Genomic DNA, 22,398 nt, shown 5'->3' with positions numbered 1-22,398 from the left:
CAGGGACGGCGTTCCGCGTGACAAAGGCGTTAGGAGATCGACGTGACCAGTCCGGCCGGCCCTCCCCCCACGGGCAGCGGCAGTGGCGAGCGGCAGAGGGTGAAGCTGCTCGCGGTGACCGCGTGTCCGACCGGCATCGCGCACACGTACATGGCGGCGGAGAAGCTCCAGCAGGCCGCCGAGAGCCGCGGCATCGACATGAAGGTGGAGACCCAGGGATCGATCGGGGCCGAAAACGTCCTCGATGACAACGATGTCAGCACTGCGGACGGCATCATCGTCGCCGCGGACAAGGATGTGGATCTGAGCCGCTTCGCCGGCAAGCGGGTCCTCAAGGTCGGGGTGGCGGAGGGCATTCACCACCCCGAGGAGCTGATCGAGCGGGTGCGGTCGGCGCCGGTGCACCGGCCCGGGGCAGCGGCGGCGGCGTCGTCGTCCGGCGGGAAGGAACGCGGCGTCGGGTACAAGGCCCTGATGAACGGGGTCAGTTACATGATCCCGTTCGTGGTGGTCGGCGGGCTGCTGATCGCGATCTCGCTCTCGCTCGGCGGGCACACGGACCCGTCCGGCGGTCTGGTCATCCCGAAGGACTCCTTCTGGATGGACGTGAACAACATCGGGGTCATCGGCTTCACGCTGATGGTGCCGATCCTCTCCGGCTACATCGCGTACGCCATCGGCGACCGCCCCGCCCTCGTCCCCGGCATGATCGGCGGCTGGATAGCCAACACCGGTGAGCTCTACGACTCCAAGGCGGGCGCCGGGTTCATCGGGGCGATCGTGACCGGCTTCCTCGCCGGGTATCTGGTGCTGTGGATCAAGAAGGTCAAGGTCCCGAAGTTCGTGCAGCCGATCATGCCGATCATCGTGATCCCGATCGTGGCGACCACGACGCTCGGACTGTTCTTCATCTACGTCCTCGGGAAACCGATCTCCTGGGTGTTCGAGCACCTGACCGACTGGCTCAGCGGCATGACCGGTACCAGTGCGATCCTGCTGGGCGCGATCCTCGGGCTGATGATCGCGTTCGACATGGGCGGACCGGTCAACAAGACGGCGTTCCTGTTCGGTGCCGGCCTCATCGCGTCCGGCAACCAGACGGTGATGGGCATGTGCGCCGCCGCGATCCCGGTGATGCCGCTGGGCCAGGGGCTCGCCACGCTCATCCGTAAGCGGCTCTACACCGAGCAGGAACGGGAGACCGGGCTCGCCTCGCTCTTCATGGGCTGCTTCGGCATCTCCGAGGGCGCGATCCCGTTCGCGGCGGCGCGGCCCGCGCAGGTCATCCCGGCCAACATGCTCGGCGGCGCGGTGGCCGGTGCGGTCGCCGGGGTCGCCGGGGTCGAGGACGCGGTGCCGCACGGCGGGCCGATCGTGGCGGTGCTCGGCGCGGTGAGCGGTGTGCCGATGTTCTTCGTGGCGGTGGTGATCGGCACGGTCGTCACGGCGCTGATGACTGTCGGCCTCGTGGACGTGAGCGAGCGCAGGCGGCGGGGAGCCGCGGTCGTCGGCGTGGCGGTGGCCGGGCCCGAGCCGGTGCTGGTCGGGGCGGGTGCGGGAGTGGCGCCGGACGCCGCCGGCGTCGTGGCGCAGAGGAGCGTGGCCGCAGCGCCCGCGCCGCCCACCTCGCCCACCTCGCCCGCCTCGGCATCTGCCTCGCCTGCGTCTGACTCGTCCGCTGCTGCCTCGTCAGCCGCTCCGGGCGATGTCGAAGTGCTCTCCGGGTATCTCACCGAGCAGACCGTGAAGGTCGGACTCGATGCGGACGGCAAGGAGGCCGCCATCCGTGAGATGGCCGGGCTGCTGGCGCGGAGCGGCAGGGTCGCGGACGTGGACGAGCTGGTGGCGACCGCGTTGCGGCGGGAGGCGCAGGGCACGACCGGGCTCGGTGAGGAGATCGCGATTCCGCATGCCAAGACGGATGCGGTGACGGCCCCTGTCGTCGGGTTCGCGCGGTCCCTGGAGGGGATCGAGTGGGGATCCCTGGACGGTACGAGGGCCAAGCTGGTGTTCATGATCGCCGTGCCGGAGGCGGCCTCGGGGGATGAGCATCTGCGGATTCTGGCGCTGCTGTCGCGGAAGCTGATGGACACCGGGTTCCGGGAGCGGCTCATGACCGCGGCGGACGAGTCGGCGGTGCTCGCGGTGTTGGGCGAGGTCGGGTAGCCGTTGCTCAGCCGGGTCGGGGCCGTGCCCTTCCGCTCGTACGGGGGGGGCGGGCCCTTGCGCGTAAAGGAGTGCGTACGGGCCCCCGAGAGACCGCTGTCCCCGCTGGGTGATCACCGCGCGAGCGTGAGGGGCGAAGGCGGACTGAGGGCCCGCCGGTGTCCGGCGGGCCCTCAGTGTGGTCAGTGGCCGGCGGTGGGCTGCTGGGCCGGGCCTCCGGGGGTGGCCTCGCGGTCGGGGCCCTTGGCGGCCTCGGCCTCGCTGTAGATGTCGGGCTCCAGGTAGATGACGCGGGCGATCGGGACGGCCTCGCGGATACGGGCCTCCGCCGCGTTGATGGCGTTGGCGACCTCGGTGGCCGTGTCGTCGTGCTGGACGGCGATCTTGGCGGCGACCAGGAGCTCCTCGGGGCCGAGGTGGAGCGTGCGCATGTGGATGATGCCCGTGACGGTGTCACCGTCGACGATCGCGGTCTCGATCCTCTTGACCTCGTCGACGCCCGCGGCCTCGCCGAGCAGCAGGGACTTGGTCTCGGCGGCCAGGACGAGCGCGATCAGGATGAGCAGGATGCCGATGCAGAGGGTGCCGATGCCGTCCCAGACGCCGTCGCCGGTGATCAGAGCGAGGCCGACGCCGCCGAGGGCGAGGACGAGACCGATGAGCGCGCCGAAGTCCTCAAGGAGGACGACGGGCAGCTCGGGCGCCTTGGCGCGGCGGATGAACTGGGACCAGGTCTGGGAGCCCCGCAGCTCGTTGGACTCCTTGATGGCGGTCCGGAAGGAGAAGCCCTCGGCGATGATCGCGAAGACGAGGACGCCGACCGGCCAGTACCAGTGCTCGACCTCGTGCGGGTGCTTGATCTTCTCGTAGCCCTCGTAGATGGCGAACATGCCGCCGACCGAGAACAGGACGATGGAGACGAGGAAGGCGTAGATGTAGCGCTCGCGGCCGTAGCCGAACGGGTGCTGCGGGGTGGCTTCGCGCTGGGCCTTCTTGCCGCCGAGCAGGAGCAGGAACTGGTTGCCGGAGTCGGCGAGCGAGTGGACGCCCTCGGCGAGCATCGACGAGGAACCGCTGAACGCGAACGCCACGAACTTCGATGCCGCGATCGCGAGGTTGGCGCCGAGTGCCGCCACGATCGCCTTGGTACCGCCTGACGCGCTCATGTGTTCGCGTTGTCCCTTCGTACGCCGTCCCGGGCTCGGCCTGTCCGCCTTTGCCCGCCCTTTGCCGGTGGGCCATTCTTGCAGCCCTGCCCGGGGGCGACTCGTCAGGTATCCACAGTGCCGGTCATACGATCACAGTTGCCCGGAAGACCGTGCCCGTCCCGGACACCTCGGCCTTCTCGCCGGCCGGGACGAACACCGACTGACCAGGGCTCAGCTGGTGCTCCCCCGCCCGGATCGAGCCCGCCGTGCAGAGCAGGATCTGCGGGGTCGGGCGCGTCAGGTCATGGGCGGCGCCGCCCTCGGGGAGGACGTACCTCGACAGCCGGAACTCGTCGATCGGGGTCTCGTAGACCTCCTCGCCGTCCGGGGACGCCTCCGGGCGCAGCACGCCGGGGTCGGCGGCCTCGAAGCGGACGATGCGCAGGAGTTCGGGGACGTCGACGTGCTTGGGGGTCAGGCCGCAGCGCAGGACGTTGTCCGAGTTGGCCATGATCTCGACGCCCAGACCGTTCAGGTAGGCGTGCGGGATGCCGGCGCCGAGGAACAGCGCCTCGCCGGGCTGGAGACGGACGTGGTTCAGGAGCATGGCCGCGATGACGCCCGGGTCGCCCGGGTAGTGGTGGGCGATGTCCGCGTACGGGGCGTACGCGCCGCCGAGGCGCGCGCAGGCGGCGGCCGCCTCCGTGACCGTACGGGCCATCTCCTCGCGGTCGGCGCTGAGGACGGCCGTGAGGACCTCGCGCAGGGCGGCGTCCTCGGGGTGGGCGTGCAGCAGGTCGACGTACGGCTTGAGGGAGTCGACGCCGAGGCCGGCCAGGAGTTCGGCGGCCTGGTTCGGGTCGCGGAAGCCGCACAGGCCGTCGAACTCGGTGAGCGCGCAGATGAGTTCGGGCTTGTGGTTGGCGTCCTTGTAGTTGCGGTGCCCGGCGTCCACGGGGATGCCGCGGCGCTCCTCGTCCTCGTAACCGTCCTTGGCCTGCGCGAGGTTCGGGTGCACCTGGAGGGAGAGCGGGGCGCCGGCGGCGAGGATCTTGAGCAGGAAGGGCAGGCGCGGGCCGAACTTCGCGACGGCCGCGGCCCCCAACTCCCGTTCCGGATCGGCCTCGACGACCTCGACGAGCGTGCCGCGCGCGGTGCGCGAGGGTGCTCCGGGGTGGGCCCCCATCCACATCTCCGCCTGCGGCTCGCCGCTCGGCGCGATACCCAGGAGGTCGGGGATGGCGGTGGTGGAACCCCAGGCGTAGGGGCGGACAGTGTTGTCGAGGCGGTCCATCGGGTTCTTTCTGTACGACGGTCAGGGCGTCCCGTACGTCGATCCGTGCGGCCATGTCGATCCGTACGGCGGTCGGGGCGTCCCGGGCATGATCAGGCTCCGGAGGCGAGCGCCAGGTAAACCGCGGCGAAATCCGTGATGGCGATCAGTTCCGCGAGGGTCTCCAGTTCGGCGCCTTCCTCCGGTTCCAGCTCGCTGATCGGGGTGTCGTGGCTCAGGGCCAGTTCACGGGCGGCCGGCGCGGCGGAGAGGCCGCCGAGGGGGCGGTCGCGGAGCAGCACCACGCGCGCGTGGAGCGCGGGAGGCTCCTCCACCCGGTCGCGGAAGAAGTCGTCGGGGTCGGCGCTGGCGGCCAGCGGTCCGGCGAGCAGCGCGCTGTGGGCGGCGAGCGCCTCGGGCAGTTCGGCGACCAGGGCGGGGCGGCCGGAGAGTTCGGCGAGCGCGGCGGCGAACCGGCGGCCCGCCGGGCCGGCCGAGACGCCCTCCGTCCAGATCACCGGAAGCGCGTCGGCCAGCTCCGCGGCGAGAGTCTTCGCCGGGTTGCTGTACGTCGCGATGGCGGGCCCGCAGCGTTCGGCGATGTGGTCCAGGCGGTCGGCGACCTTCTCCAGTACGTCGGGCGGGGCGGCGAGCAGGCCGGTGCGGTCGAGGATCGCCAGCAGCGGGGTGAGCAGCGCCCACAGGACGCCGGGGGCGGACGCGGCGAGTTGCTGACCGTTCTGCTCGTACGGGGCCGTCGCGAGCGGTACGAACATGCCGTGGGCGCCCTCGACCGCCTCGGCGAGCGGGGTTTCGGCGGGGGCCACCGCGACGACCGTGCAGCCGCGGCGGTAGGCCTGGTCGGCGAGGAGGGAGAGGCCCGGTTCGGTGCCGTCGGGGGTGGCGATCAGGAGCAGGTCGATCGAGCCGGTCCAGCCAGGGAGCTCCCAGCGCAGGGCGCCCGCGGCGGGGGCGACGCCGGTGGGGGCGAGGCGGATGACGGGGCTGCCGGCGCCGGCGAGTGTGCCGAGGAGGTCGGCGACGTGGGTGGCGGCGGCGCCGGGTCCCGCGATGAGGACCGCGCGGGGGCGGCCGTCGGGCTTGAGGTCGTTGACGCCGGCCTCGGCGGCGTGCCGGGACGCGGTGCGGACGCGGGCGCCTGCCTCGGCGGCGCCGCGCAGCAGGCCGCGGCGGTCGGCCTCCGAGAGCGCCTCAGGGGTGTCGAGCAGCGATTCGTCGAGCATGGGCGGCAGACTCCTCCGATCGCCGGGTTCGTCGATTACGCGTGTGTGGCCCCGTCAGGCTTTCGGGGGCCGGGCCGCGTCGTCACGCGGGGCGGCGGGCCTCGTCGACGAGGAGGACGGGGATGCCGTCGCGGACCGGGTACGCGAGGCCGCAGTCCTGGCCGGTGCAGATCAGCTCGGTGTCCTGCTCCTTGAGAGGGGCGTGGCAGGCCGGGCAGGCGAGGATCTCCAGGAGGCCGGCTTCGAGCGGCATGAGGGTTCCCTTCGGGGGCGGTACGGCTGCGTGAGCGGATGTGCCTGGTCAGCGTACCGCCGGTGGGGGGTGGGTGCCGGGGTTGTGGATAACCGGGCCGCCCCAGCGGCACGACTGTCCGCGGCCAGGGCGAGCGAGGTCAACGGCACCCCCGTCGACCTCACGCCCTGATGATCGCCAGCACCTCGTCCCGGACCTTCGCCATCGTGGCCTCGTCCCTGGCCTCGGCGTTCAGCCGCAGCAGCGGTTCGGTGTTGGACGGGCGGACGTTGAACCACCAGTCGGCGGTCGTGATCGTGAGGCCGTCGAGGTGGTCGAGGGTCACGCCTTCCTGGCCCTCGTAGGCGGAGCGGATCGCGGTGAGTCGGTCCTGCTGGTCGGCGACCGTGGAGTTGATCTCGCCGGAGCCGGTGTAGCGGTCGTAGGAGGCCACGAGGCCGGACAGCGGGCCCTGCTGGCCGCCGAGGGCGGCGAGGACGTGGAGGGCGGCCAGCATGCCGGTGTCGGCGTTCCAGAAGTCCTTGAAGTAGTAGTGCGCGGAGTGCTCGCCGCCGAAGATCGCGCCGGACGTCGCCATCTCGGCCTTGATGAAGGAGTGGCCCACGCGCGTGCGGACCGGGGTGCCGCCGTTCTCCTTGACGACCTCCGGGACCGACCAGGACGTGATCAGGTTGTGGATGATCACGCCCTTGCCGCCGTTCCTGGCCAGCTCGCGGGCGGCCACCAGGGCGGTGATGGCCGACGGGGAGACCGGGTCGCCGTGCTCGTCGACGACGAAGCAGCGGTCGGCGTCGCCGTCGAAGGCGATGCCCAGGTCGGCGGACTCCTCGCGGACGCGCTTCTGGAGGTCGACGAGGTTCGCCGGGTCGAGGGGGTTGGCCTCGTGGTTCGGGAACGTGCCGTCCAGCTCGAAGTACATCGGGACGAGGGTCAGGGGCAGACCCGCGAACACCGTGGGAACCGTGTGCCCGCCCATGCCGTTGCCCGCGTCGACGACGACCTTCAGGGGGCGGATGGCGGTGAGGTCGACGAGGGAGCGCAGGTGGGCCGCGTAGTCCTCCAACGTGTCGCGTCGGGTGACGGTTCCCCGGGTCGCGGCCGGGGCGGGGGCGCCCGATTCGGCCCAGCCCTCGACGAGCTCGCGGATCTCGGTGAGGCCGGTGTCCTGGCCCACGGGTGCGGCGCCCGCGCGGCAGAGCTTGATGCCGTTGTACTGGGCCGGGTTGTGGGAGGCCGTGAACATCGCGCCCGGCAGGTTCAGCGCACCCGAGGCGTAGTACAGCTGGTCGGTGGAGCACAGGCCGATCTCGGTGACGTCGACGCCCTGGGCGGCGGCCCCGCGCGCGAAGGCGCCGGACAGGCCGGGGGACGAGGGCCGCATGTCGTGGCCGATGACGATCGCGCTCGCTCCGGTCACCCGGACGAAGGCCGCCCCGAAGAGCTCCGCGAGCGGCTCGTCCCACTGGTCGGGGACAACGCCGCGCACGTCGTACGCCTTCACGAGCTGTGACAGATCAACGGTCACCGGCCAACCCTCCAAAAAGTCCTATCGGTCGGCCCAAACTACCCTCCCCCACTGACAGCGTGCTCCGCGTCCATCGACTGGACCCGTGAACGTAACCTCAGGTCAGGGCAGCATCCAGTCCAGGACCGGCGAACTCTGCCCGACGACGATCAGGCACATCACCAGCAGCAGCCCGAGGCTCCAGGGCAGGACCTTGCGCAGCAGGTCCCCCTCGCGGCCGGCGAGGCCGACGGCGGCGCAGGCGATGGTGAGGTTCTGCGGGGAGATCATCTTGCCGAGGACGCCGCCGGAGCTGTTCGCGGCGGCCAGCAGTTCCGGGGAGAGTCCCGACTCACGCGCGGCGGTCACCTGGAGCGCCCCGAAGAGCGCGTTGGCGGAGGTGTCGGAGCCGGAGACGGCCACGCCGAACCAGCCGAGGACCGGCGACAGGAAGGCGAGTCCGGCGCCGGCCGCCGCCACGAAGTGGCCGATGGTGGCGGCCTGTCCGGAGAGGTTCATGACGTAGGCGAGCGCGAGGACGCTCGTCACGGTGAGGATGGCGAACCTCAACTCGTGGACGGTGGCGAGCCATTCCCTGACGGCCACGCGCGCGTGGACGCCGAGGACGACGGCCGTGCACACCCCGGCGAGCAGCACGAGCGTGCCGCCGGTGGAGACGATCGGCCAGATGAACACGTTGCCGCCGACCGGGTCGCCGTCGGCGTTCACGACGTTCAGGAAGGGCCAGTCGTAGGTCTGGGTCGCGTTCGCCAGCCAGTCCTTGACCGCGGGGATCTGCGCGATCGAGAAGATGGCGACGATCAACGCGTAGGGGGCGTAGGCCCGTACGACCTCACCGCGCGGGTCGTCCTCGTCGAGTTCCTCGCTCCTGGCGCCCGTCAGCACGGACGCGCGTACCGACTCCTCGGCGGGCACGCGTGCGTGCGGTACGGCGACCAGGGCGGCAGCTCCCGCCAAGGCGGCGCCGATGTCGGCGAGTTGGGCGGAGACGTAGTTGGAGGCGGCGAACTGGGCGACGGCGAAGGCGACACCGCACACCAGGGCGGGCACCCAGGTGTCGCGCAACCCGCGCCGCCCGTCGACGAGATACACCAGCACGAGGGGCACCACCAGGGCGAGCAGCGGCGTCTGACGGCCCACCACGGAGGCCACGGTGTCCAGTGGAAGCCCCGTCACCTGAGCGAGCGTCACCACGGGGGTGCCCATCGCGCCGAAGGCCACGGGCGCGGTGTTGGCGACGAGGGCGACGACGGCCGCCTTCACCGGGTCGAAGCCGAGGGCGACGAGCATGACCGAGCAGATCGCGACGGGTGCGCCGAAGCCGGCGAGGGCCTCCAGGAGGGCGCCGAAGCAGAAGGCGACGACGAGGGCCTGGATGCGCGGGTCGTCGGAGAGCCGCCCGAAGGAGCGGCGCAGGATGTCGAAGTGCCGGGTGCGGACCGTCATCCGGTACACCCACAGGGCGTTGACGACGATCCACAGGATGGGGAAGAGGCCGAAGACGGCGCCCTGGGCGCCGCTGGAGAGCGTCTGGCCCAGCGGCATGCCGTACGCGAGCCAGGCGACCAGAACGGCCGCCAGCAGCCCTGTGAGGCCCGCGAGATGGGCCTTGAGGCGGACGCCGCCGAGCAGGACGAGGACGATCACCAGGGGCAGGGCGGCGACGAGGGCGGACAGGCCCAGTGAGTCGGCGACGGGTTCCAGTTCCTGGACGTACACGGGCGCCTCCCCGATCCGGTTCCGCGTCCGGGGTCGGTCGATTCCGGTATGCGGAAAGCGATTTCTCGTTTCGGCTTCCGGAATGGTCGTGTCCGCGCCAAGCAGTCGTCAATGGGCGTGCGTCACTGAGTGGAACGTGCACCAAATGCACACGGGAAGAGGGTGGTTGCCGACCGGGAGGTCAGTTGTCGGGCGAGCGCAGCACGCGCAGATGCCCGCGCCGCGCGACCTCCATGGGGTCCGCCGCACGTCCCCCGCCACCGGCACGGGCGGCGCGCTCCTGCGGGCGGGCCGCCTCGCGGACCGCGTTGGCAAGCGCTTCCAGGTCGTCGCCGCTGGGGCGGGCGGGAGCCGAACTGTCGAGGAGCCGGACGACCTCCCAGCCGCGCGGGGCGGTGAGGCGCTCGGAGTGCTCGGCGCACAGGTCGTAGCAGTGGGGTTCGGCGTAGGTGGCGAGCGGGCCGAGGACCGCGGTCGAGTCGGCGTAGACGTACGTCAGCGTCGCGACGGCGGGGCGGCCGCAAGCGGTGCGCGAACAGCGACGTACAGGGCTCACGACGTTGGACGGTACCGCACTCTTGAGCGGGCCGCGACGACTCTCCCTCAGGTCACTCCACCGTGTCGTGGCGTGAAACGGCCCACACGCCTCTCCGAACACACCGGCCCCACCTGCACAGATACCGCTTTCTGAGATTTCGGACGGTCCCGAGTCCGGTCACCACTCGGCACAAACAAGGTCAAATGCCTTGAGATCGCCGGTCCCGGAGAGATACGGAAATGAGCCCAACCTTGGCCGGAATGGTCATCCGGCGACAGGCCGCACCAGGGGACTACGCTTCAGCAGTGATGGACAGCCCCGTACCGCCCCCCGCCCGTGCCGCCGGCCCCGGCCCCCGCCGACGTGATCGCCACGGCCGGGGTATGCGCGGCCCGATCGCGCCGCCCCAGGTGCCGCTCGCGGCCAGCCGTGCCGAGGTGTTCGCGGATCTGGTGCAGGACTCCGTGGAGCGTCTGGAGCGGCGCTGGCCGCAGCTCGCCGACATCGATTTCCTGGTCCTGGAGGTGCCCCGCCTCGACGGCCGGACCTTCAACGACGAGGCGGTCCCCCTGGGCGGCACGATTGCCGCACGCGAGGGACGCCCCGCGCGCGTGGTGGTGTACCGCCGCCCCGTGGAGATCCGCACCAAGGGCCGCGACGAACGCGCGGCCCTGGTGCACGAGGTCGTCGTCGAGCAGGTCGCCGAGCTGCTGGGGCTGACCCCGGAGACGGTCGACCCGCGCTACGGCGAGGAGTGAGAAACGGCCTCCTGGGGGCTGCTTCCGTGGAGAAGCGACCCCGCGCGGGCTACTTCTGCAACACCGACAGGTCCTCGTCCGCCTCCGGCACCGCCACCATGCCCCGGTCGTCCGGCAGCGTCTGGACCGTGAAGCCGGGAATGCCGTCCTCAGTGGCCGCCAGAGTGCGGGCCGCGTAGACAGGGCCGCCCGACTCCGGCTCCACCGTCAGCGCGTACGTGCCCTTCAGACCGCTCGGCACGGGCAGCTTCACGTCCTGGGTGGTGCCGCCCTTGATCGTGTACGTCTTCGAGGCGGCCGTACCGCCGTCGCTGCCCGCCGACGCGGTCACCTTGACCTTCGCGGTACCGCCGGGGGCCACCAGGGACAGCGTGGTGCCCTTGGCGCTGTTGTCGGCGACCGTCGCGCGCGTGCCGACCGGGCGGGTGGCGGGGATGTACGCCGTCTCCTGCTTGTCGCCCTTGCCTCGGGTGACCCGCAGTGCGGCCACCACCGGTACGGACTCGCCGGTGGGCGTCAGGATCAGCGAACCGGCCTCCCCGCGCGTGACGGCGCCCAGGTCGACCGCGGTCGTCATGCCGGCCTTGATGTGCAGCGTCTCGTTGCCGGCCGGGGTGATCGAGCCGGACGGCGAGGCGAGGCGGACCTTCAGGTCGGCGTCGGCGTCACCGGGCGCGAAGGCGACCAGACGCACGGCCGTGGCGTCCTTGGGGATGCCCGGCAGGACCAGGCTGCCCGCCGGATCCGTGGCGGCGGCCAGCCAGTCGCCGCCGATCTTGTCGTCGAGGGCCTGCACGGCGGCGCCCACACGCCCGCTGCGGACGCTGACGTGGACGGTGAGGTTGGTCTGCTTGTCGCTGATGAGCGTGGACAGCAGGATCGGCTCGCTGGACTTCGGCGGCACCGTGATGTCCTCACCGACCGGGGAGTCGATGGCACCGTCCTTGCCGTAGAGCTGGATGTCGACGACGGCAGCCGAGTCGTCGGGGTTGGTCAGGTGCACGTAGTCGGTGCGGTCGGCGGCGGTGCTGGCGCCGGGGAACCAGAACTCGGTGTCCGCGGCACCGCAGTTGACGCCCTGGAGGCCGCGTCCGGTGCCCGCGGCGACCTCGGTGGTCTCCTGCACCGTCCAGCCGGGCGCGAACCTGCCCTCGGCGGTGCCGATGAGTGCGGGCGAGTCGCCGCCGGAGGCGTCCTCGGTGTCGGGCGCACCGGGTTCCTTGGCGGTGAGGACCGGCTTGGCCGCCTTGCCGCCCGCCTTCTTGTCGTCCTTCTTGTCGCTGTCCTGCGCCTCCTGTGCCGCGGAGACGAGTTCGGCCTTGCCGTCGCTTCCCGTGCCCTTGGTGACGGGCGTGAAGGACGTGTAGGACGTGTCGGCGAGGTCGGAGAGGCTGGGGCTCGGGCAGAGCAGGCTCGTGCGCTCCACGGGCAGTTCGGCGGCCGCCCCGGCGGTGGTCGTGCCGGACGCGTCGGGCGCGTTGAGCGAGGCGAAGCCGGTGACGGCGGCGAGAGCGGTCGCGCAGGCGATCAGGGACACGGTGGTGCGGTTCACTGCTGGCTCCCGTCGGGACGCTCGCCGTCGTGCTGCTGCGGCTGCGCCGGGTCGTACGTGGCGTCGTAACCCTGGTCGTACGGCTGCCCGTACTGGTCGTACGACGGCTGCTGCGCCTGGCCCCCGTACGCGTACGGGTCGTACTGGCCGCCCTGGTACGGGTCCGCGTAGCCCTGCTGGTCGTAGCCGCCCGCCGGGTACTGCTGCGGGGCGGACTGGTACTGGTCACCGGCGTAGCCGCTGTACTCGGCGCCCGCGTAGCTCGCCTGGTTCCAGTCGCCGTAGGACTGCTGCTGCGGGACCGGGACCGGGGTCTCCTCCGAAGGAGGAGACACGGGCTCGTCGCTCTGGGCGGACTCCTCGGCCTCCGCCTGGGCGCGCAGGCGGCGGGCGCGGCGGCCCTCGCCCTCGGTCGCCTGGGCGGGGATCGCCCGCTCCTCCTCGGGGAGGTCGTCGTCGATGTCGCGGCGGCGGCCGGGCAGGGCCAGCACCACGAGGACGAGGGCGAGGGCGCCCTGGGTCCACAGCCAGGCGGTGTGGGTGATCGGGTCGTCGTAGACGACGTCCAGCTTGCCGCCGGCGGCGGGGAGTTCGAAGCCCTGGGCCCAGCCGTCGACCGTGGTCGCGGTGAGCGGCCTGCCGTCCAGGGTGGCCGTCCAGCCCTCGGCGGCGGTGTCGGCCAGGCGCAGGGTGCGGCCGTCGGCGCCGGCCGGGATCGTGGTGTGGATCTCGACGGGGCCCGCGGCGACCAGCGTCGGGGTGCCGGAGCCGGTGACGATGGTGGCGCGGGCGACGTCCTGGTCGACCCGCCACAGGGCGCTGCCGTTCTGCTCGCTGAGCCGGGACAGGCCCGGGGTGGCGTCCAGGACGCGGGTCACCTCGCGCGGGGCGCCCTTGTGGACGAGGACGTAGCGCACCGCGAACTTGCCGAGCTGGTCGGCCTGGTCGGCGCCGGAACCGGCGACGAGGTTGGCGACGACCTTGTCGAGCTGGGTGTTCTCGCCATCGGCGGCGGCCAGTTCACCGTCACCGAGGCGGGCGCCCGAGCCGCGCACCAGCATGTAGCCGACATGGGCGGCGGAGTCGCTGTCGAGGACGAGGGTGCGGGCCCGGTCGCGGTTGTTGCCGTCCTCGGCGACGAACGCGGGCACCTGCACCGGGTCGCGGCGCTCCAGGGGGCCGTCGGCGCCGCCGATCATCCAGCCGGCGGCGACGAGCAGGGGGCCCGCGGCGGCGGCGAAGGCGATCAGCGCGGCGACCGGTTGGCGCCAGCCGAAGCTCTGCTCGGCGACCCGCGCGCGTGCCCCGTCGGCGCCGAGCATCGCGGCGGCCAGCAGGGCGATGCCGTAGACGAGGGTGGCGGGCCCGGCCCAGGTGGAGCCGTTGGACAGGGCGGCGAAGACGAGGCCCACGAGGGCGATCGCCCAGGCCGTCCAGATGCCGAACTGGCGCTGCGAGCGCAGCAGGGCGGCCAGCGCGGCCAGGACGACGCCGATGAGCATCAGCCCGTCGACCGTGCCGGGGCCGCCGGGGCTGGCACCGAGCAGGTCGACGGCGGAGGCTGCCGAGGAGCCGTACTTCAGGCCGGCCTCGTCGAAGAATCCGAACGGCAGCAGCGTCAGCGACCAGGGCGCGAGGATCAGCAGCGGTGTGCCGAGCTGGGCCAGGAAGCGCAGGCCGTAGGCGGTGATGTCGGTGCGGCGCACGGCCAGGACGCCGAGGCCGAGCAGCAGCGCGATCGGCCAGATGATCGGCGTGAACGCGGTGGTGACGGTCAGGAGCAGGGCGTACGCCCACGTGGCGCGCCAACTGCCGCGCGCGCCGGAGGTGTTCGCCAGGCCGCCGGCCCCGATGCCGGCGCGCGCGATGAGCGGCAGCAGGATCGCGAGGACGGCGGTGCCGATGCGGCCGCCGGCGAGGGCGCCGGTGGCGGCGGGCAGGAAGGCGTAGACGACGGCCGCCCAGGCGCGCAGGAGCCGCGACTCGACGAGCGGCCGGGAGGCGAAGTAGGCGGTGATTCCGGCCAGCGGCACCGAGCCGACGAGCAGGACGGTGACCGCGAGCCCGGTCGAACCGAAGAGCACGGAGGCGAGCATCGCGATGATCGCCAGGTAGGGCGGCGCGGCCGGAGTGCCGCCGGCGCCGACGGCGTGCCAGGCGTCCAGGTAGCGCGACCACAGTTCGCCGGAGTCGGCCGGGGCGGGCAGCAGGGCACCGCCCGAGAGGGCGCCGGAGCCGAGGAGTTCACGGCAGGCGACGAGCGAGACGAGCAGCAGCACCAGGAAGAGCACCGGCCCGGGCTTGCGGGCGATGCGCTTGACGCGGGCGAACTGCTCGATCTCCAGGAAGTCGGCGTCGTCGCCCCCGGGCCCGGACTCGACGGCACCGCCATGGCGTCCGGCGCCCGAGGTCGCCTCGGGGTCGGAGCTGCCGGCGAAACTGCCGGCGGCCTGCTCGACGGTGGCCCGCACGGTCGCGCCGGGCGGCGGGAACAGCGGACGCATCTCGTCCTTGTCGACCACCGGTGTGCCGCGCCTGCGGCGCCCGGCGATGATCCGCTCGGGCCGCAGCAGGGTGCTCAGCAGGCCGCGGATCTCGTCGAGGGCCTGTCCGGGGACCTTGCCGACGAGATAGGCGACCGTCCTGAGCACCGTGCCGAGGACGAGGCGCAGCAGGACCCAGGGGAGTACGGCCGTACGGCTGTTGACGAGCAGGGTGTAGGCGGCGCCCGCCTTGTCGACCTTGTGCGGGGAGGCGGCGGTGCGGCCCACGCAGTCGACGGCGCGGCGCTCGCGGGAGGCCGCCTCCGCGTGGCGTACGACCGCCTCGGGGGCGATCAGGACGCGGTGGCCGGCGGCGGTGGCGCGCCAGCACAGGTCGACGTCGTCGCGCATCAGGGGCAGGTGCCGGTCGAAGCCGCCGAGTGCGTCGAAGACGTCGCGCCGCACGAGCATGCCGGCGGTGGAGACGGAGAGCACGGGCCGGACGTGGTCGTGCTGGCCCTGGTCCTGTTCGCGGCGGTCCAGGCCGGTCCAGCGGCGCCCGGAGTGGGCGATGGTGACGCCGACCTCCAGGAGCTGCCGCTTGTCGTACCAGCCGCGGAGCTTGGGGCCGACGACGGCCACGTCGTCCCGGCCGAGCTCCAGTTCCTGGTCGACGACCCGCAGCAGCTGGGCCAGGGCGTCGGGTTCGGGGGCGCAGTCGTCGTGCAGCAGCCACAGCCACTGCACCGGCTCTCCGTGCGGGAGCTCCGGCAGGTCGTAGGCGTCGTCGCGCCACGTGCGCGTGACGGGGTCCCAGCCGCTGGGGCGCTTGAGATACGGCAGCTCGTCCGGGGTGAGGACGGGTGCGGTGCGGTTGGCCTCCTCGACGGCTTGGCCGAAGCCGGTACGGCGGGCGAGGTGCAGCACCCGGTCGGCGCCGAGAGCGTCGGTGAGCAGCTGCGCGGAGGCATCCGCACTGCCGGTGTCGGCGGCCGTCGCGAACTGGACGGGGCGCTCCTGGCCGAGCAGCCCGGCGAGCGCGTCGGGCAGCCAGCGGGCGCCGTCGTGCGCGACGAGGACCGCGGTCACCACATGACGCGGGAACTCAGGAATGGCAGCGTCGTGGGCTGCCGTGTGGCTGTGCACGGACATCGAGGTACGGGCCCCGGTTCGGTGGACTGCGGTGGACGCCTGTGCCCCGAGGGGGCAGCGGGGCGTCTCGGACGAGCGACCACACTATCGGCTGGGCACGGCAGCGGCCCGCCGCCTGTGGACAACCCACCTGCGACGGGCCGTAAGTCCCGTATGTACGTGCGATGTGACACCGGTCGGTCAGATCGCGGCCTTCTTCAGGCGCCGCCGCTCCCGTTCGGAAAGGCCGCCCCAGATGCCGAAGCGCTCGTCGTTGGCGAGGGCGTACTCAAGGCACTCGGAACGGACTTCACAAGCCAGGCAGACCTTCTTGGCCTCACGGGTGGAACCACCCTTCTCGGGGAAGAAGGACTCGGGGTCGGTCTGGGCGCACAGCGCGCGCTCCTGCCAGCCGAGTTCCTCGTCCGCGTCGTCGACCAGCAGTTGCTGCACCAGCTCGGTCATGTGCGCCCCTCGTCTGTCTTTCGCGTCCCCGTGATGTAGCCGTTACCGATGTCGGCTGAACGACACGAGTGAAATTACAAGTGTGCTGCTCCGGGCGAGTCAAGCCGAGATCTGCTATTGGGCCCCTTATTCACTCTGCGGAACCAAGGCCTAGCGGAAAGTGTTCAAATCGCCATAAACCTTGACACACAGATGGGGCCCGCGGGGCTTCCGAACCCGTGCAGGACCTGTACGGAGAAGGACGCCCAGGAGTTCGTTCCCGTTCCTTGCGCGCCGGTTGTGCGCCATGTGTCCCGGTAGACGGGTGAACAAACCTTTCACCTCCCAGATGAACCGGATGAGGTGAAAGCAGTCCCACATGCCGGTGTCGAGTTGACAGTGCCGGTGTGAACCGCTGTCCTAGTGGGCATGCTCGCGAACTTGGCATTCACCACGACCCGCACCGCCGGGTCCCACGGTGCTGCCCGCGCTCGCTGTTGCTGTTGCTGTCACAGCTGTTGAGCCACGGTGCACGACACCCGCTCCAGCTGAAGGCCGAATCCCCCGGGACTCGGCCTTTCCCGTTCCCTCTGTCTGACCCTTCTTTCACTGAGGAACCAGCCCATCCCATGAACAGCGACAACGACCTCCAGATCGCCGGCGACATCCTGGAGGTGCCCCACCTCCTCCAGCCCCCGCGCGAGCACCCCGCCACCGTCGCGGAGTTCGTCGGCCTGGCCCGCTCCGTCGCCGCCGACCGCTCCCAGTGGGAGCACCTGGTGGAGTACGACGCCACGACGCGCTGGTACCACCGGCTGCGCACCGGCCCCGGTTACGAGATCTGGCTGTTGTCCTGGGTGCCCGGTCAGGGCAGCGGGCTGCACGACCACGGCCGCTCCTCCGGTGTGCTGACCGTCCTGGAGGGCGAGCTGACCGAGCGCACCGACCGCGGCACGCGCGCGTTGGCGACCGGCGCGCAGCGGGTGTTCGCGCCGGGCTATGTGCACGAGGTCGTCAATGACGCGCTGGAGCCGGCGGTCAGCCTGCACGTGTACTACCCGGGCCTGACCGAGATGCCGATGCACGGTGCGCACGCCTGCACGGCGCGTCCGGTGACTGCCTGACGCGTTGTCGTACCCGCCTGCAATGCTGGTCCCATGCGAATCGTGGTTCTGGCAGGCGGCATCGGCGGTGCCCGTTTCCTGCGCGGTCTGAAGCAGGCCGTGCCGGACGCGGACGTCACGGTCATCGGCAACACCGGGGACGACATCCACCTCTTCGGGCTGAAGGTCTGCCCGGACCTCGACACGGTGATGTACACGCTCGGCGGCGGCATCAACGAGGAACAGGGCTGGGGCCGGGCCGACGAGACCTTCCACCTCAAGGAGGAGCTCGCGGCGTACGGCGTCGGCCCCGAGTGGTTCGGGCTCGGCGACCGGGACTTCGCCACCCACATCGTGCGGACGCAGATGATCGGTGCCGGATTCCCGCTGAGCGCGGTCACCGAGGCGCTCTGCGACCGCTGGAAGCCGGGTGTGCGGCTGATCCCGATGTCCGACGACCGCGTGGAGACCCATGTCGCCGTCGAGGTCGACGGCGAGCGCAAGGCGGTCCACTTCCAGGAGTACTGGGTACGGCTGCGGGCCTCGGTGCCGGCGGAGGCGATCGTGCCGGTGGGCGCCGAGCAGGCCAAGCCCGCGCCCGGCGTCCTGGAGGCGATCGCCGAGGCGGACGTGATCCTCTTCCCGCCGTCCAACCCGGTCGTCTCCATCGGCACGATCCTGGCCGTGCCCGGCATCCGCGAGGCGATCGCCGAGGCGGGCGTCCCCGTCGTCGGCCTCTCCCCCATCGTCGGGGACGCGCCCGTGCGCGGCATGGCCGACAAGGTGCTGGCGGCGGTGGGCGTGGAGTCGACGGCAGCGGCGGTGGCCGAGCACTACGGCTCGGGGCTGCTGGACGGCTGGCTCGTCGACACCGTCGACGCAGCCTCTGTGGAGCGCGTCGAGACGGCCGGCATCCGCTGCCGGGCCGTACCACTGATGATGACGGACCTCGACGCGAGCGCGCAGATGGCCCGCGAGGCGCTGGCGCTGGCGGAGGAGGTGCGGGGGGCTTGAGCGGGGATGTGAACGGACGCGCGAGCGGGAACGCGAGCGTGAGCACCGGTGGGCACGGGAGCGCGAGCGCGGACGTGAGCTCGGACTCGGCCTCGGGCTTGGGCTCGGCCTCTGACTTGAGTGCGGGCCTCGGCCCGGACGGCTTTCGTGTGTGGGCGCTGTCCGGGCTGCCCGAGATCGCGCCCGGCGACGACCTCGCCAAGCTGATCGCCGCCGCCGAGCCCGGTCTCACCGACGGTGACGTGCTGCTCGTCACCTCGAAGATCGTCTCCAAGGCGGAGGGCCGGATCGTCGAGGCGGCCGACCGGGAGGCGGCGATCGACGCCGAGACGGTGCGGGTGGTGGCCAGACGGGGCGCCCTGCGGATCGTCGAGAACCGGCAGGGGCTGATCATGGCCGCGGCGGGGGTCGACGCCTCCAACACTCCCGCCGGGACCGTCCTGCTGCTGCCCGAGGACCCGGACGCCTCCGCGCGGGCGATCCGCGAGGGGCTGCGGGAGCTGCTCGGGGTCGACGTCGGTGTCGTCGTCACCGACACCTTCGGGCGGCCGTGGCGCGCGGGCCTCACCGACGTGGCGATCGGCGCCGCCGGAGTGCGGGTGCTCGACGATCTGCGGGGAGGCACGGACGCGTACGGCAATCCGCTCAGCGCCACCGTCGTCGCCACGGCCGACGAACTGGCCGCGGCCGGCGACCTGGTCAAGGGCAAGGCCGCCGGACGGCCCGTCGCCGTGGTGCGCGGGCTGGCGCAGGTGGTGTCCGTCGAGCACGGGGAGGGGGCGGGCGCCATGGTGCGCGGCGCGCGCGACGACATGTTCCGGCTGGGCACCTCCGAGGCGGTCAGGCTGGCGGTGACCCAACGGCGTACCGTACGGGCCTTCACGGACGAGCCGGTCGACGGCGGTGCGGTGCGGCGGGCGGTCGCCGCGGCCGTGACCGCGCCGGCGCCGCATCACACCACGCCGTGGCGTTTCGTCCTGCTGGAGTCCGAGGCCTCGCGGACGGAGCTGCTGGACGCGATGCGGGACGCGTGGATCGCGGATCTGCGGCGCGACGGCAAGAGCGAGGAGTCGATCGCCAAGCGGGTGCGACGCGGGGACGTGCTGCGGAACGCGCCCTATCTGGTGGTGCCGTGTCTGGTCATGGACGGGTCGCACACCTACGGCGATCCGCGGCGGGACGCGGCCGAGCGGGAGATGTTCGTCGTCGCCACCGGGGCCGGGGTGCAGAACTTCCTCGTCGCGCTGGCCGGGGAGCGGCTGGGCTCGGCGTGGGTGTCGTCGACGATGTTCTGCCGGGACGTGGTGCGGGAGGTGCTGGGGCTGCCGGAGGACTGGGATCCGATGGGGGCCGTGGCGGTCGGGCATCCGGCGGAGGAGCCGCGGGCCCGGGCGGAGCGGGATGCGGGGATGTTCATCGAGGTGCGGTGAGGGACGCTCGCGTCGCTCTACCCTCGTAGGACTGTAGGACCTCACTCATCTCATCCGGGACTTCATTCGTGGCTGGACGGTTCGCTCCGCGGCCCACGCGTACGACGGTGCGCGGTGGGCATGTCGCCGCGCCAGGAGGCGTGCCCGGGGGCATTCCAGGGGATGTGCCGCGGCCCGCGTCCGCGCCGGGGCGGGTGCGGACGTTCGTGCCGGAGTGGCCGTTGGATCTGGGGCTGGTGCTCGGGCCGTTGCGGCGCGGGCCCGCCGATCCGACGTTCCGGGCGATGCCGGACGGGTCGGTGTGGCGGGCCAGTCTGACGCCTGCGGGGCCGGGGACGCTGCGGGTCGCCGCCGGGCGGGACGGGGAGGTCCGCGGGGAGGCGTGGGGGCCGGGGGCGCAGTGGTTGCTCGACCGGTTGCCCGAGCTGCTCGGGGCAGCCGACGAGCCGTCCGTCTTCGTGCCCCGGCACCGGTTGCTGGCGGTGACGCGGCATCGGCGGCCGGGGTTGCGGTTGACGCGGACCGGGCTGGTGCTGGAGTCCTTGATCCCGTCGATCCTGGAGCAGAAGGTCACGACCGACGAGGCGTACCGGGCGTGGCGGTTGCTGGTACGGAAGTTCGGGGAGCCGGCGCCGGGGCCCGCCGCCGGGGGGCGGCTCTGGGTGATGCCGGCGCCTCGGACGTGGGCGTTGATTCCGTCGTGGGAGTGGCATCGGGCCGGGGTCGACAACAAGCGGGCGTCGACGATTCTGCGGGCTGTGCGGGTTGCCGCGCGGCTGGAGCAGGCGGTGGGGATGTCGGCGGAGGATGCGCAGGCTCGGTTGGAGGTTGTGCCGGGGGTCGGGCCGTGGACGTCCGCGGAAGTGGTGCAGCGCAGTCATGGGGCGGCGGATGCGGTGACCGTGGGGGATCTGCATCTGCCGGGGATCGTGGGGTGGGCGCTCGCGGGGGACCGGGACGCGGATGACGAGGTGATGTTGTCGTTGCTGGAGCCTTATGCGGGGCAGCGGCATCGGGCGGCGCGGTTGATTCTGCTGAGTGGGCGGACGCCGGCGCGGCGGGCGCCTCGGATGCCGCGGGGGGATATCGGGCAGTTGTGACGGGGGGGGTGGCGCTGTGGCTGGCCTTGGCTTTCCTCGCCCCCGCCGCCCCTACCCGTCCCATCCCAGGGGCGCTGCCCCTTCGACCCCGCCAGGGGGCTCCGCCCCCTGGACCCCCGTCGGCCCTGAAGGGGCCTCGTCCTCAAACGCCGGACGGGCTGGGAGATGCCGGGCTGCGTTGGAAAGGCGACGTCCCCGGCCACAGCCCGTCCTCCAACGCCGGACAGACTGGGAGATGCAGGGCTGCGCCGAAAGGGCGACGCCCCGAGCGGGCGGGCGGGGGATTGGGACGGCAACAGCTCGCCCTCCAACGCCGGACCGGCTCGGAGATGCGGGGCTGTGTTGGAAAGGCGACGCCCTCGGCAACAGCTCGTCCTCCAGCGCCGGATGGGCTGAAGGACGAGGCCCGGGGTGGAGTCACTGGTCCGACGAGAAGCGCACCGCCCCCGCCGGGATGTGTGCGTCGCACCACACCCTGGCGCCGTCGCGGAGTTCGTTGTCGGCGCCCACGACCGCGCCGTCTCCGATGACCGTGCCGGTGAGGACGGAGCGTTCGCCGATCCTCGCGCGGGTGCCGATCAGGGAGTCCGTGATGACCGCGCCGGGTTCGATCACGGCGCCGGGGAGGATCGTGCTGCCGAAGACTCGGGCGCCCTCGGCCACGAAGGCTCCCTCGCCGACCACCGTGCCGCCGGTGAGTTTCGCGTCGGGGGCCACGCGGGCCGTGGGGAGGATCAGACGGTCGCCGCAGCGACCGGGGACGGCCGGAGAGGGGGCGCGGCCCAGGACCAGGTCCGCCGATCCGCGTACGAAGGCCGCCGGGGTGCCCAGGTCCAGCCAGTACGTCGAGTCGACCATGCCCTGGAGGTGGGCTCCGGCCGCGAGGAGGTCGGGGAAGGTCTCGCGTTCCACCGAGACCGGTCTTCCCGCCGGGATCGTGTCGATGAGGGAGCGGCGGAAGACGTACGCGCCCGCGTTGATCTGGTCGGTGACGATCTCCTCGGGGGTCTGCGGCTTCTCCAGGAAGGCCAGGACCTTTCCTGTTCCGTCCGTGGGGACCAGGCCGTAGGCGCGAGGGTCCGTGACCTTCGTCAGGTGGAGCGAGACGTCCGCGTTCGTCGACTCGTGCGTGGCCACCAGGGCCCGGATGTCCAGGCCCGTCAGGATGTCGCCGTTGAAGATCAGGACCGGGTCGTCGGAACCGGAGTGGAGGCGGGAGGCCACGTTGCGGATCGCTCCGCCCGTGCCGAGCGGCTCCTCCTCGGTGACGTACTCGATGTGGAGGCCGAGGGCCGAGCCGTCGCCGAAGTGCGGTTCGAAGACCTCGGCCAGATAGGACGTGGCCAGGACGATGTGGTCGACGCCCGCCGCTCTCGCCCGCGCCAGCTGATGTGTGAGGAACGGGACTCCGGCCGCCCTGACCATCGGCTTCGGCGTGTGCACCGTGAGCGGGCGCAGCCTCGTGCCCTTGCCCCCGACCAGGAGGATCGCTTCTGTCACCTGTCGTCTCTGCTTCC

Annotated in this window: 17 protein-coding genes; 6 read left to right on the top strand and 11 right to left on the bottom strand. The window is 72.1% G+C overall.

Annotated features, from left to right (window positions below):
- Positions 1-42: 42 nt before the first annotated feature.
- Complete coding sequence (locus OG866_RS26385) at positions 43-2,166, top strand: fructose-specific PTS transporter subunit EIIC (protein WP_329338376.1); 2,124 nt, start codon at positions 43-45, stop codon at positions 2,164-2,166.
- A gap of 182 nt (positions 2,167-2,348) precedes the next feature.
- Here OG866_RS26385 and OG866_RS26380 read toward each other — a convergent pair whose 3' ends face one another.
- The 7 genes from OG866_RS26380 to OG866_RS26350 all read right to left on the bottom strand — a co-directional run bounded on the left by OG866_RS26380 (position 2,349) and on the right by OG866_RS26350 (position 9,935).
- Complete coding sequence (locus tag OG866_RS26380) at positions 2,349-3,332, bottom strand: cation diffusion facilitator family transporter (protein ID WP_329338374.1); 984 nt, start codon at positions 3,330-3,332, stop codon at positions 2,349-2,351.
- 124 nt (positions 3,333-3,456) lie between these two features.
- Positions 3,457-4,608, bottom strand: coding sequence for a mannose-6-phosphate isomerase, class I (manA, locus tag OG866_RS26375; RefSeq protein WP_329338372.1), 1,152 nt, complete (start codon positions 4,606-4,608; stop codon positions 3,457-3,459).
- 92 nt (positions 4,609-4,700) lie between these two features.
- Positions 4,701-5,831 (bottom strand): SIS domain-containing protein, encoded by a 1,131-nt coding sequence (locus OG866_RS26370; RefSeq protein WP_329338371.1) that lies wholly within the window; start codon positions 5,829-5,831, stop codon positions 4,701-4,703.
- 82 nt (positions 5,832-5,913) lie between these two features.
- Positions 5,914-6,084: a Trm112 family protein gene (locus OG866_RS26365; protein WP_007382472.1), complete on the bottom strand. Its 171-nt coding sequence runs from the start codon at positions 6,082-6,084 to the stop codon at positions 5,914-5,916.
- Between the two features lie 160 nt (positions 6,085-6,244).
- A complete protein-coding gene (locus OG866_RS26360; RefSeq protein ID WP_329338370.1) occupies positions 6,245-7,609 on the bottom strand; it encodes a phosphomannomutase/phosphoglucomutase in 1,365 nt (454 codons plus the stop codon).
- Positions 7,610-7,711: 102 nt separating this feature from the next.
- Positions 7,712-9,328: an L-lactate permease gene (locus tag OG866_RS26355; protein ID WP_329338369.1), complete on the bottom strand. Its 1,617-nt coding sequence runs from the start codon at positions 9,326-9,328 to the stop codon at positions 7,712-7,714.
- A gap of 181 nt (positions 9,329-9,509) precedes the next feature.
- Positions 9,510-9,935 (bottom strand): DUF3499 domain-containing protein, encoded by a 426-nt coding sequence (locus tag OG866_RS26350; RefSeq protein ID WP_329344314.1) that lies wholly within the window; start codon positions 9,933-9,935, stop codon positions 9,510-9,512.
- 239 nt (positions 9,936-10,174) lie between these two features.
- Here OG866_RS26350 and OG866_RS26345 point away from each other — a divergent pair, with 239 nt between their 5' ends.
- Positions 10,175-10,624, top strand: a complete 450-nt coding sequence (locus tag OG866_RS26345) for a metallopeptidase family protein (protein ID WP_329344313.1) — start codon at positions 10,175-10,177, stop codon at positions 10,622-10,624.
- Between the two features lie 49 nt (positions 10,625-10,673).
- Here the strand turns inward: OG866_RS26345 and OG866_RS26340 are convergent, their stop codons facing one another.
- The 3 genes from OG866_RS26340 to OG866_RS26330 all read right to left on the bottom strand — a co-directional run bounded on the left by OG866_RS26340 (position 10,674) and on the right by OG866_RS26330 (position 16,255).
- On the bottom strand, positions 10,674-12,176 hold the full coding sequence (locus tag OG866_RS26340) for a DUF5719 family protein (protein ID WP_329338367.1): 1,503 nt from the start codon (positions 12,174-12,176) through the stop codon (positions 10,674-10,676).
- Entirely contained in the window at positions 12,173-15,811 is a 3,639-nt protein-coding gene (locus OG866_RS26335) for a glycosyltransferase family 2 protein (RefSeq protein ID WP_329338366.1), read from the bottom strand. The genes OG866_RS26340 and OG866_RS26335 overlap by 4 nt, the downstream gene beginning before the upstream one ends.
- 180 nt (positions 15,812-15,991) lie before the next feature.
- Positions 15,992-16,255, bottom strand: coding sequence for a WhiB family transcriptional regulator (locus OG866_RS26330; protein WP_010986447.1), 264 nt, complete (start codon positions 16,253-16,255; stop codon positions 15,992-15,994).
- Between the two features lie 608 nt (positions 16,256-16,863).
- Here OG866_RS26330 and OG866_RS26325 point away from each other — a divergent pair.
- The 4 genes from OG866_RS26325 to OG866_RS26310 all read left to right on the top strand — a co-directional run bounded on the left by OG866_RS26325 (position 16,864) and on the right by OG866_RS26310 (position 20,881).
- Complete coding sequence (locus OG866_RS26325; protein ID WP_329338365.1) at positions 16,864-17,358, top strand: cysteine dioxygenase; 495 nt, start codon at positions 16,864-16,866, stop codon at positions 17,356-17,358.
- Positions 17,359-17,391: 33 nt separating this feature from the next.
- Positions 17,392-18,351 (top strand): 2-phospho-L-lactate transferase, encoded by a 960-nt coding sequence (cofD, locus tag OG866_RS26320; RefSeq protein ID WP_329338363.1) that lies wholly within the window; start codon positions 17,392-17,394, stop codon positions 18,349-18,351.
- Positions 18,352-18,467: 116 nt separating this feature from the next.
- Positions 18,468-19,781: a coenzyme F420-0:L-glutamate ligase gene (locus OG866_RS26315; protein ID WP_329338361.1), complete on the top strand. Its 1,314-nt coding sequence runs from the start codon at positions 18,468-18,470 to the stop codon at positions 19,779-19,781.
- A gap of 68 nt (positions 19,782-19,849) precedes the next feature.
- A complete protein-coding gene (locus tag OG866_RS26310; protein WP_329338360.1) occupies positions 19,850-20,881 on the top strand; it encodes a DNA-3-methyladenine glycosylase family protein in 1,032 nt (343 codons plus the stop codon).
- Positions 20,882-21,298: 417 nt separating this feature from the next.
- Here the strand turns inward: OG866_RS26310 and OG866_RS26305 are convergent, their stop codons facing one another.
- The gene (locus OG866_RS26305; protein WP_329338358.1) at positions 21,299-22,381 is read right to left on the bottom strand and encodes an NDP-sugar synthase; all 1,083 of its coding nucleotides are present in this window, start codon (positions 22,379-22,381) and stop codon (positions 21,299-21,301) included.
- Between the last annotated feature and the right edge of the window lie 17 nt (positions 22,382-22,398).

It is taken from the genome of Streptomyces sp. NBC_00663, from assembly GCF_036226885.1.
Taxonomy (GTDB): Bacteria; Actinomycetota; Actinomycetes; order Streptomycetales; family Streptomycetaceae; genus Streptomyces.
This window is presented reverse-complemented; position numbering and strand designations above follow the sequence as displayed.